10 protein-coding genes and 1 other annotated feature are annotated in these 12,121 nt (G+C 33.7%); of the genes, 2 read left to right on the top strand and 8 right to left on the bottom strand.

Annotation, left to right across the window (positions count from 1 at the left end; all coding sequences use genetic code 11):
- Positions 1-175 precede the first annotated feature (175 nt).
- From thpR to pepV, 3 genes are all read right to left on the bottom strand, one after another.
- Positions 176-727 (bottom strand): RNA 2',3'-cyclic phosphodiesterase, encoded by a 552-nt coding sequence (gene thpR / locus EP747_RS16605; RefSeq protein ID WP_165347111.1) that lies wholly within the window; start codon positions 725-727, stop codon positions 176-178.
- A gap of 1 nt (position 728) precedes the next feature.
- A complete protein-coding gene (locus EP747_RS16600; protein WP_165347109.1) occupies positions 729-1,916 on the bottom strand; it encodes an MFS transporter in 1,188 nt (395 codons plus the stop codon).
- Positions 1,917-2,044: 128 nt separating this feature from the next.
- Positions 2,045-3,448, bottom strand: coding sequence for a dipeptidase PepV (gene pepV, locus EP747_RS16595; RefSeq protein WP_129691222.1), 1,404 nt, complete (start codon positions 3,446-3,448; stop codon positions 2,045-2,047).
- A gap of 307 nt (positions 3,449-3,755) precedes the next feature.
- Between pepV and EP747_RS16590 the strand changes: the two genes are divergently transcribed.
- A complete protein-coding gene (locus EP747_RS16590; RefSeq protein ID WP_056473526.1) occupies positions 3,756-3,956 on the top strand; it encodes a DeoR family transcriptional regulator in 201 nt (66 codons plus the stop codon).
- Positions 3,957-4,154: 198 nt separating this feature from the next.
- Here EP747_RS16590 and EP747_RS16585 read toward each other — a convergent pair whose 3' ends face one another.
- Together EP747_RS16585 and EP747_RS16580 are read right to left on the bottom strand one after the other, a co-directional pair.
- Entirely contained in the window at positions 4,155-4,877 is a 723-nt protein-coding gene (locus EP747_RS16585; protein ID WP_129691221.1) for a pseudouridine synthase, read from the bottom strand.
- Between the two features lie 204 nt (positions 4,878-5,081).
- The gene (locus EP747_RS16580; protein WP_129691220.1) at positions 5,082-6,701 is read right to left on the bottom strand and encodes a putative polysaccharide biosynthesis protein; all 1,620 of its coding nucleotides are present in this window, start codon (positions 6,699-6,701) and stop codon (positions 5,082-5,084) included.
- 151 nt (positions 6,702-6,852) lie between these two features.
- Between EP747_RS16580 and EP747_RS16575 the strand changes: the two genes are divergently transcribed.
- Entirely contained in the window at positions 6,853-8,124 is a 1,272-nt protein-coding gene (locus EP747_RS16575; RefSeq protein WP_129691322.1) for an NAD(P)/FAD-dependent oxidoreductase, read from the top strand.
- 234 nt (positions 8,125-8,358) lie between these two features.
- Here EP747_RS16575 and EP747_RS16570 read toward each other — a convergent pair whose 3' ends face one another.
- From EP747_RS16570 to leuS, 3 genes are all read right to left on the bottom strand, one after another.
- Complete coding sequence (locus EP747_RS16570) at positions 8,359-8,574, bottom strand: DUF2553 family protein (protein ID WP_069034724.1); 216 nt, start codon at positions 8,572-8,574, stop codon at positions 8,359-8,361.
- Between the two features lie 199 nt (positions 8,575-8,773).
- Complete coding sequence (locus tag EP747_RS16565; RefSeq protein WP_129691219.1) at positions 8,774-9,070, bottom strand: rhodanese-like domain-containing protein; 297 nt, start codon at positions 9,068-9,070, stop codon at positions 8,774-8,776.
- A gap of 290 nt (positions 9,071-9,360) precedes the next feature.
- Positions 9,361-11,778, bottom strand: coding sequence for a leucine--tRNA ligase (leuS, locus tag EP747_RS16560; RefSeq protein WP_129691218.1), 2,418 nt, complete (start codon positions 11,776-11,778; stop codon positions 9,361-9,363).
- Positions 11,779-11,857: 79 nt separating this feature from the next.
- Positions 11,858-12,074 (bottom strand) — a binding site (T-box leader).
- Positions 12,075-12,121 lie beyond the last annotated feature (47 nt).

The following is a 12,121-nucleotide window of genomic DNA, read 5'->3' as shown; positions in this document are numbered from 1 at the left end:
AGTATATTCACAAATAGATAAAATGGATTCAAAACAAATACTTAATGATTTGCTACCCACTTATTTTGAATGTCAATTCATTCCGCTTTAATGCTTCTACTGAAAGTATTCGTTAGTTTCTTCAAATATTTCTTATATTTCATCAATTTGTTCAAGATTTTCGGGTAATATTTATTTACTTTAATTTAATTGATTCAGCAATGTGGTAACTCGGTTTTTTAGAAGGTTGAATCTTATATAAAACGACTTCATTCACTTTGAAATTTAAAGGTTTTTCTTCCCAACTAAGTGGGATTTCAAATTCTTTATCAAACCTATCATTATATTTCTTTGCAATTGTAATATGCGGATTATATGGACGTTTATCAATTGAAAAACCGATTTCTTCACATATCTTACGAATTCTATTTTGTAACTCCATTAATTCAACACTATTCTCTAAACCAAACCACCATACACGTGGCTGTACAGTACTCCCAAAAACACCTAACTGATGAATCGACAAATCAAAAGTTTTAAACTCGTTAAGCTCTTTTTGTAATTGATTCATAAGCTCTACACTTTTTGTATATGTAACTGGACCTAAAAAAGATAAAGTAATATGAAAATCATCTTTAAAAGTCCATTTCTTTAAAGGTAATTTTGTATACCATTTTTTTGAAAAATCATCTAAAATTTCTTTTATTTGTATAGGCAAAGGAACAGCAAGAAAATAATGTTCACTCAAATTACGCAATCTCCTTTTTATCATTTATGTTAGAATCCTTTTTTAAGTATTGCATGATTCCAACTGCAACTATACTAAGAGAGCCAAATAAAATATAAATTGCTTTAATTGAAAATGCCTCTGATATGAATCCACTTATGAAAGTACAGAACCATTCTCCCATCCCTAGACCTAAACCAGAATAAATTGTAACAGCTGTTGCTTTTAAAGAATCCGGTGCTTGATCTCTCACAAACTGGAGAGCTGCAGGAATAAATAATCCAACCGATAGCCCTTGTGTAAGACAGGATATAAAAAGAATCGAAATCGGAGGATTTGTAAAATAAAAATACCATCTTAAGGCTGATACTAAAGCGGTTGCAATTAATATATTATATATCCCAAATCGATTAATTAATCTCTTGGCTACTTGCAAAAATGGTGCTTCACTACCTGCAGAAATTAAGAATGCAATACCAACACCTGTTAATGTTCCACCTAAAGATTGAATATATAAACCGAAGTAAGTATTATTTGCACTAATTGGTCCAAAAACTAAAAAGGCACAAATTAAAAATAGTAAAAATCTTTTATTAGATAGCAAAATCGGGACCCCTTTTAAGATTGGCTCCCTTTTGCTAATTGTCGTAGCGTTAGGAATAAAGATTGAAATACCTAAACCGACTAAAATACAAAAAGCAAATACGAAAAATATAATGACTAAACCGAAAACTTCAGCTAATCTTCCCGAAACTAATACAGCAAAAGCAAAACCAATTGAGCCATATAATCGAATAGCTCCGTAATTCCCACCAATTTTTTGGACATAATTCAGTGCAATACTATCTGACAGAGGAATTAAAGCACTTTGTGTCATTGATAACATGATGACAACAAATAAAAGCATGCCATACGAAGTGATTGTAGAATAGAAAAGTGCAATTACGATTGTGGAGATTTGCGCTATAAGCAACATTTTTTTAGGATTAAGCGTCATGTCACTAACCATTCCCCATAGTGGCTGTGAAAAAATAGCAACGATTGGTGTTAGAGACATTAATATTCCAATTTGTGAAGTTGATAAATCCAACACATTTTTAAAGTAAGAAGAAAGTAAAGGTCCTAGCGATCCTATTGCAAAAAATAAACAAAAATAATAGCCCTTAAAAATTAGTAAGATGCTATTTTTACGTGCTTGTAATGTGTTCAAAATTATTCTCAACTCCTAAAAAAATACATAAAAAAGGGGAGGAAATTTCTCCCCTTACTGACGAAAAACGCTCGTTACACCTTATTGTCTCAAAAAATCGAGTCGTTTAATCAGTCTAAAAACTATCATTACTTAACTAATTCAGCAATCGATTGTGCATAAATTGCAATTGCTTTTAATAAATCATCAATTTCAGCATATTCGTCTTTTTGGTGAGCTACTTCCGGTTTCCCTAAGAATAATGGTCCAAAAGCTACACCTGCACTTAATGAGCGTGCGTATGTGCCACCACCGATTGTTAACAACGTTGCTTCCTCACCCGTTTGCTCTTCATATACTTTTTGTAAAGTTTGAATTAATGGGTGATCCTTTGGAACATGGTGAGGCTTCGAATTTTTAATTTCATTATACTCAAAGCTATATTTACTTCCGCGTTCAGTAAGTGTTGAAATAACAAAGTCAATATCAGTTGTCACTGGATAACGTAAAGTTAAACCAAATGAACCACCATTATTTTCTTCGTATTGCATAATTCCTAAATTAATTGTTAAATCTCCAGTAATATCATCATTAAACGCAACGCCCATGTTTTTGCCACGAGAGTCACCTTTGAAGTTATCAACGATAAATTTTAAGAAACGATCAGCATTAACATTAAATTCAAATTGATTTAAGAAGCTTGCTAATGCAATACCCGCATTCTTACCTTTATCAGGTTCCATTCCATGTACTGAAACGCCTTCTACTGCTAAAACTTGGTGTCCATTTTCTTCAGAAACCTGAGCTTTGCAACCTAACTCACTAATATGTTTTGTAAATGCTTCTTGATCAAAGTTTGGTCCTGAAACGATTGCTTTTGCATAATCAGGTACCATATTTACTCTTCTACCTGAAGAGAATGATACTAATTTATATTCACTCTCGTTATCTTCATTTAATTGTACTTGTTTAAAATTAATATCTAATATGCCCTTTTCAGCGTAAATAATCGGGAAATCTGCATCAGGTGCAAAGCCCATTGTTGGCATTTCTTCTTTTTCAAAGTAGTGATCAACACAACGCCATTGGCTTTCTTCATCTGTTCCAAGAATCATACGTACGCGTTTATTAATAGGCAAACCTAATTCTTTAACAATCTTCATTGCATAATAAGCAGCCATTGTAGGACCCTTATCATCAATTGCGCCACGTGCATAAATATTTCCATCTTTAATAATTGCATCAAATGGATCATGAGACCAGCCATCGCCAGCAGGTACAACATCTAAGTGACAAAGAATTCCTACTAGTTCTTCGCCGCTTCCCATTTCTAAGTGGCCAGCATATCCATCAACATTTTTTGGAATAAAACCGTCTTTTTCACCTAAATTTAACATGTATGTAAGTGCTTCATTAATACCTTTACCCATAGGTGCTTCTTTTGAAATTGTCGCTTCATCATAAACGCTTTCAATATTAAGAAGTTCAATCGTTTGCTTTAAATATTCTTCTTTACGTTTTAAAACTTCTTCCATCCAATTAATTTGTGTCATAGAAATACCTCCTTTAATATAATTAGTTTATCATCTTTTAAAATTTAAACATAATTTATTAATAAATGGAACGAAAAAAGAAGGAATATGACACTCTTTGTAGAATATATTACCTTAAACTTGCAAAATGATTACGTTTGCGCAAATTTTCATTAAATTTTTGTATTATTTTCATAAATTTCGTTATGAAACTACTGAAAAAGAGTAAAATGAAAATATAAGCTTAACTAGTAATATACTTAACTAACCTGTTATGAAACAATGCGGTAGGTAAAGGAGTGGTTTTTTGAATTCTGGAACTTCTCGAATGCTGACTCGAATTAAAGCCATTTACATGTATATTAGTGAAAATGGCACCGTTTCTACAAAAGACCTAGTGGAGGAGTTTGGTATTACACCTAGAACAATCCAACGAGATTTAAACATTTTAGAGTTTAATAATCTAGTTTATAGTCCAAGTAGGGGAAAATGGGCCGTAACAGGGAAAAAAGTAAAAGCTTCTTCGTAAAAAAGAAAAACAAAAACCTATGATTGTCTTGTCTGACGTCTAATCAAGGGTTTTTGTTTTTCTTTTGGCTCTCTATTAAGAATTATATTAGTTAATATCCGTTTTACGGTTGCTCGTTTTTCGTAGGTCACACCTGATCACACAAAATGCTCCAATAATTACATTTTGACTCAGCTTAACCCATTTTTAAGTAACACTTTATTTCTCTTCGTTAACCGACTTTAGTAGGTCAATCTCTCCATCAGTCAGTTCTCGATATTCACCTAATTCTAAATCTTCATCTAACTTTAAAGGACCCATCTCTAGCCTTTTTAAATAAGTAACTTTCTTTCCTACTGCTTCAAACATTCTTTTTACTTGATGGAATTTACCTTCCATAATAACTAATTCGATCTCAGATTCTTCTCCGGATTTAAGAATAGTAAGATAACCAGGTTTCGTTAAATAACCATCCTCTAGTGTTACGCCTTTTTCAAATGCTTTAATGTCAGTTTCGGTTACTACTCCATCAATCGTTGCATAATATTTCTTTGGTACGTGTTTTTTAGGAGAAAGTAATTGATGTGCCAAATGACCATCATTCGTTATTAATAACAATCCTTCAGTATCTTTATCTAAACGTCCAACTGGAAATGGCTCGAAAATGATATCTTCATATTCTAATAATCCGATTACAGTTTCATGCTCAGAATCTTCTGTGGCAGATATAACACCTGGTGGTTTGTTCATCATTAAATAAACAAACTCTTTATACTCCACTACTTCACCATTTACCGTTACAACCTGCTGTTCAATATCAACATGCTCTTTTGGACTTTTTACAATATTATCTCCAACTTTTACAACACCTTGTTTTAGTAGAGACTTTACTTCTTTTCTACTGCCATATCCCATATTGGCTAAAATTTTATCAATTCTCATTAATTAGCACCTTTTCTTTCTAAATAAAAGTTTAAGAAAACTCGCCGATTAGCGAGCTTTTTAGCGTAGTCACCAGACGTAGTTGCACTTATAATTAATCCCTGAAATTAGCTACTACGTCGTTTTTTTCTCCGCTGTCAATTTATACTTTCTTAATGTGTAAAAAAAGGTGAACCACTACAAAAGAAGGTTCACCATATATTTTTATCCTCTTTTTCCAAACTTAAAACGATTCTTTAAACGAGCTCCTAAAATAATTTCAAATAAGTTTAATTTGTATGCAACACCTAAATAAACAATAGCCCCTACAATTGCTCCAATGATGACAAGGAACATTGAAATCATTCTACCATCTTTATAAGTCCACCAGAATCCTAATAAGTATTCTACAGCATAAACCGCTCCGGCCATTATTCCAGATAAGATAATCATAAAGATGATCCTTCTAAACACTTTATTGAAAGAGAACTGCGCATTTTTACGAATATAATAGAAATTGTATACGATTGAAAATAAATAGCCTAACGCGGTCGCTAATACCGCACCATATGTTTTAAATAAATAGATTAATGGAACATTTAATACAATTTTTAATATTACTCCGCCTATTAAACCAATAATCGCATATTTTTGTTTATCTAAACCTTGTAAAATGGCTACATTTACTGTGAAAAGTGAATACAATAAAGCTACTGGAGCATAAAAGCCTAGTATACTTCCACCAAGTGTACTTTTTTGATAAAAAGCACTATAAATCGGTTCAGCCAAAACTGATATACCTACTACAGCAGGAAGAGTAAGGAAAAATACAACCTGGTAGGTTTGGGTAATTTGACTTTGTAGCTTTTTATGATTGTTATTTACGAATGCTTCAGTTATAGCGGGAACAAGTGTTAAACCAAATGCCGTTGCTAATGACACTGGAATCATTACTAGTTTGTGACTTGTGTATGAAAACATTACATAAGTATTCTCTGCAATATCTTTTAATCCAATTGATTCCATTGCTCTATTGTATGTAAACTGATCCACTAACTGATATAACGGGATTGCAAGTCCAACAAACACATATGGAATTGAATAAGAAAATAACTCTTTAAACATTTCTATTTTAGTAGGATAGATTAATCCTTTTGATTTTGGTAGAAGTTCATCTAAATGAACTTTTCGCTTTCTCCAATACCATAGTAAGTTTAAAATACCACCTACAGCACCAATTGTAGCTGCAAACGTCGATAAGCCTACTGCTTGAGTAATTGTTCCACCCATAACTTTTAGAATGATATAACTTCCAACTAGTGTAAAAACAATACGTACAATTTGTTCAATTAGCTGAGAAACAGTAGTTGGGCCTGTTGATTGATGCCCCTGGAAAAAACCTCTATATAAACTTTGAGAAGGTACTAATATTAATGCAGTACTTACTATTCGCATAACTGTAACTACATCTTCTACACTATTACCTTTTGAATCCTTTGGAATCATAAGAGGTGCAATATAAGGTGCAATGATATATAACGTTAAAAATGAAAAAATACCTGTACATATTAGGAGTAGCTGACTTGCATGAAAAAGCCTTCTACTTGTTTCATATTCTTCAATAGCATTGTACTTCGAAACGAACTTTGCAACAGCTAACGGAACACCTGCAGTTGCTATACTGATGAACAATGTATATGGAACGTAGCCATAATTATATAATGCAGACCCTTTTGAACCAACTAACGCATAAAAAGGGAATGTATAAATCATTCCTAGAAATTTTATTAAAAACGTACCAGCAGTTAATATGAAGGTACCTCGTAGCAATTTTGAATCTGACATAAACTGCCTCCTACCAATTCTCGATCAAACTAACTAATCTATCTTACCATATCATATAAAAAGAAAAAATTAAAAAATGATAAGAAGTTGGAGCTTACTTGAAATAATGGTAAACTTACTAAAAGAAATTTGTAACGAAAGTAGTGAAATAATGGTTTATGACGTGATTGTAATTGGTGGCGGAACTTCTGGTCTGATGGCCGCAATTAGCGCTGCTGAAAACAAAGCTAAAGTACTTTTACTTGAAAAAGGAACTAAATTAGGACAAAAACTCCTTATATCAGGTGGTGGTCGTTGTAACGTAACAAATCGCTTACCTATAGAGGAAGTGATTAAGCATATACCTGGAAATGGCCGGTTTTTATATAGCGCATTCTCTATATATAATAACGAGGATATCATACAGTTTTTTGAAAACATGGGAGTCGCATTAAAAGAAGAGGATCACGGGAGAATGTTTCCTGTTTCAAATGACTCAAAATCAGTATTAAATGCATTAATGCAAAAACTAAAAAAACATCATGTAGATATTCAAACGAATAGAACCGTTAAAGACGTACTCTATGAAGATGGTAAAGTAGTAGGAATCTTATTGGATGATCGAACAGTCATTCACTCAAAAAGTGTAGTCCTTGCGGTAGGTGGTAAATCTGTTCCACACACTGGTTCGACGGGTGACGGGTATGCTTGGGCAAAAAAAGCTGGTCATACAATTACTGAACTCTTTCCTACAGAAGTACCTATTACTTCAAGCGAAGAATTCATTCAAAATAAATCATTGCAAGGCCTTGCTTTAAGAGACATAGAATTAAGTGTATTAAATCCAAAAGGCAAAAAAGTGATAGCCCATAAAATGGACATGCTCTTTACTCATTTTGGAATTTCAGGCCCAGCCGCACTACGTTGTAGCCAATTTGTATATAAAGTACAACAAAAGTTTAAAACAAAAAATGTATTGATGGCGATTGATTGTTTCCCAGAGCAAAACGAGGAATCACTATTTCAAGAAGTAAACAGTATTCTAAAAGAAGAACCAAAAAAAGCGATTAAGAACGTACTTAAAGGTTATGTACCTGAAAGATATTTACTATTTCTGCTTTCAAAATGTGGAATTGATGAGGCAACTCCTTGTAATGAAATCGCTACTATGAAATTAAGAGAGCTTGTCCAATTATTTAAGAGCTTTTCATTTGTAGTAAACGGCACTCTTTCAATTGAGAAAGCATTCGTTACAGGTGGTGGCGTATCAACAAAGGAAGTTCATCCAAAAGAAATGTCATCTAAAATCATGAATGGTCTTTATTTTTGTGGAGAAATATTAGATATTCATGGTTACACTGGTGGCTACAACATAACCGCTGCTTTGGTAACTGGTAGATTAGCAGGAGCATCAGCTGCAGAATACTCTCAAACGAATTTTTAACAAATAAACAAAGGACCGAACGAATACATTTTTTCGCTAGGTCCTATAATCTTTACATATAGAAAAGCATAAGGATTGTTTCATAAGAAACTTTATAAAAGTTAAACTGTTATTCCCCAAGGTTATTGCCATAGTTGTATTCGAAAAACAATCAAACTGATTTTCTAATATTAACTTATGCTTTTCAATTATTATATTTTTCTTTGGCACAAATCCACCGTCCCTAATTTAAGGTCAAAGGCGAGCGTTCGATTGTTCGTGTTGCAAGTTCACTAATAAATAGAATCGTCCATCCTCTTCAACATACCCATCTGCCAATTGGAAAGATTGTTTTAAGTCTTTAAAGTAAAACTTTCCAATTAAATACTTTGAAGAATACAACTCCATATGCCCATCTTTAAATTTACCAATTATTTTATCGGTAATATCAATTTTTAATGTTTTAGGCAAATCAACCCCCTCCTTTCTAACAAGCAAAGACCTCAATGAAAAAATATATGAGGTTCTACTTTAATATATGTCACAACTCCATGGTTAATATACATTATGTCAAAAAACATTAGCCCAATTTAAACCAAAAAAATAAAAAAATCCAACAAAAACGTTGGATTTCAGTAGTTAGACAAAATATGGATACAGACTGATTTTTTTATTCGATCTCGCCTTCCCAGGCCATCATTCCACCTTCCATGTTGATCGCTTTATAGCCTAACTCATTTAAATATTCACAAACATTCTCACTACGAACGCCTGCCTTACAAATAAAAATGTATTCAAATTCTTTATTAAAAACATCTAATTTGCTAGGAATTTGCCCCATTGGAATATGAACTGCTTCAGGAATTTTCCCGTACTCAACCTCATAGTCCTCTCGTACATCTACTAAAAATAGCGTTTCTCCTGATTCTAAACGCTCTTTAACTTCATTTGCAGAAATCGTATTCATCTTTATTCATCCTTTCTTTATAGCAACATCTTAACAACTAATTATTTTCTATGCAAAAAGTAAGTTTAATTGGATAAATTTGCAGATTAAACATAAGTAGTTCTATTTACAAAAGTCTTTAGGGCAAAGTAAACACAATTTTCTTGCCAACTTGATTCTTTCTTAAAGGGTTCATGCGTTAGTAAATAAGCAAAATGATGAAATTTACTTACTCATATAGGGATCTTGAGTTAGGTAATAAGTAATAAACAAAGAAAAAACCTCATAAGAGGTTTTTTCGAATTAGCTATTTAGTTAGCAACGATATTTACTAATTTACCTGGTACAGCAATGATTTTTCGAACAGTTTTACCTTCAACTTGTTCCTTAACTGCATCGTCTGATAATGCAATTTGCTCCATTTGCTCACGAGAAGCATCTTTTGCAACAAGTAATTTCGCTTTTACTTTACCATTAATTTGTACTACGATTTCAATTTCGTCTTCTACAAGTTTAGCTTCATCGTATGCTGGCCATGTAGCATATGCGATTGAATCACTAGCCCCTAGTTTACTCCAAAGCTCTTCACCGATATGAGGAGCAACTGGTGCTATTAATTTTACGAAACCTTCAACCATTTCTTTTGGTAATTGGTCAGCTTTATATGCTTCGTTAATAAACACCATCATTTGTGAAATTGCAGTGTTAAAGCGTAAACCTTCAAAGTCCTCTGTTACTTTCTTTACTGTTTGGTGATATGTTTTTTCAAGACTGCTAGAAGTAACGCCTTCAACAATTTTATCTGAAAGCTCTTCATTATCAGTAACAAATAAACGCCATACTCGGTCTAAGAAGCGACGAGAACCATCTAATCCATTTTCTGACCAAGCGATTGATGCATCTAATGGACCCATAAACATTTCATATAAGCGTAATGTATCAGCACCGTGGCTAGCAACGATATCATCAGGATTTACAACGTTTCCTTTAGACTTAGACATTTTTTCATTATTTTCCCCTAAGATCATTCCTTGGTTGAATAGCTTTTGGAATGGCTCTTTTGTAGGAACTACACCTAAATCATAAAGGAATTTATGCCAGAAACGAGCGTATAGTAAGTGAAGCACTGCATGCTCTGCTCCTCCAATATATACATCAACTGGTAACCAATGCTTTAGTAATTCAGAATCTGCGATTGCTTCGTTATTATTTGGATCAATATAACGTAAGTAATACCAGCAGCTTCCGCCCCATTGTGGCATTGTATTTGTTTCACGTCTTCCTTTTTTACCTGTTACTGGATCAACTACATTAACCCATTCAGTAATATTCGCTAATGGTGACTCTCCAGTACCACTTGGGCGAATATCTTCTGTTTTCGGAAGAATTAATGGTAATTCCTCATCAGGAACAACTGTCATAGTACCATCTTCCCAGAAAATTACTGGAATTGGCTCTCCCCAATATCTTTGACGAGAGAATAACCAATCGCGTAAACGATAGGTAACTTTTTTCTCACCTGCTTTTGAAGAATCTAACCATTCGATCATTTTTACAAGTGCTTCTTCTTTATTTAAACCGTTTAAGAAATCAGAGTTAACATGTTTGCCATCTCCAGCGTAAGCCTCTTTTTGAACGTCTCCACCTTCAACAACTTCAACGATTGGTAAATTAAATTTAACTGCAAATTCGTGATCGCGCTCATCATGTCCTGGTACTGCCATAACTGCACCAGTTCCATAGCTTGCAAGTACATAATCAGCAATCCAAATTGGAAGCTTTTCGTTATTTACAGGGTTAATTGCGTATGCTCCTGTGAAAACGCCTGTTTTATCCTTCGCTAAATCAGTTCTTTCTAGATCACTTTTCGATTTAACTGAATCGATGTATGCTTCAACTGCATCTTTTTGATCAGCTGTTGTAACTTTATTAACTAAATCATGTTCTGGAGCTAATACAACATAAGTTGCACCGAATAATGTATCTGGACGCGTTGTAAATACTGTTACTTTTTCATCGAATCCATCAACATTAAAGTAAACTTCAGCACCTTCAGAACGGCCTATCCAGTTACGTTGCATTTCTTTTAAGCTTTCAGGCCAATCTAATTCTTCTAGATCTTCTAATAATCTATCAGCATAAGCTGTGATTTTTAAGATCCATTGCTTCATTGGACGACGCTCAACCGGATGTCCTCCGCGCTCACTTTTACCATCGATTACTTCTTCATTAGCTAAAACTGTACCAAGAGCTGGGCACCAGTTAACAGGAACTTCATCTACATAAGCTAATCCTTTTTCAACCATTCTTAGGAAAATCCATTGAGTCCATTTGTAATAATTAGGATCAGTTGTATTTACTTCACGATCCCAATCATATGAGAATCCTAATGCCTGAATTTGATTTCGGAAAGTATTAATATTCTTTTCAGTAAACTCAGCAGGGTCATTACCTGTATCTAATGCATATTGTTCTGCAGGTAGACCAAATGCATCCCAACCCATTGGATGAAGTACATTATAGCCTTGCATTCTTTTCATTCTTGAAAGGATATCAGTAGCTGTGTACCCTTCTGGATGACCTACATGTAATCCCGCTCCAGATGGATAAGGGAACATATCAAGTGCATAAAATTTCGGCTTGCTTGTATCGTCAGTTGTTTTAAACGTTTTATTTTCTAACCAATACTTCTGCCATTTCTGTTCAATAGTACCATGATTAAAACTCATATTATTGCCTCCTTTTTTCATGTATAAATGGCTCGGCTGTGGTCCTAGCGGCCTACAAATAAAAAAATCCTCCCATCCCAAAAGGGACGAGAGGATTTCCCGCGGTACCACCCAAATTAATGTAAAAATACATTCACTTGTTTCCGTAACGTGGAACACGACATTTATTACTTGGTAAACACCGTTCACAAATGTGGCTTATGGGCGAGTTCATGAATAGAATGGATTGACTTTCACCAGCCGTCAACTCTCTAAACCTCTTCATATTCACTACTATTCCCAATCATAGCCGATCATTTAGATTTAATTTATACCATTTTATTATAACCAAAGAAAAAGGTCA

This window comes from Gottfriedia acidiceleris (assembly GCF_004138285.1).
Lineage (GTDB): Bacteria > Bacillota > Bacilli > Bacillales > Bacillaceae_G > Gottfriedia > Gottfriedia acidiceleris_A.
This window is presented reverse-complemented; position numbering and strand designations above follow the sequence as displayed.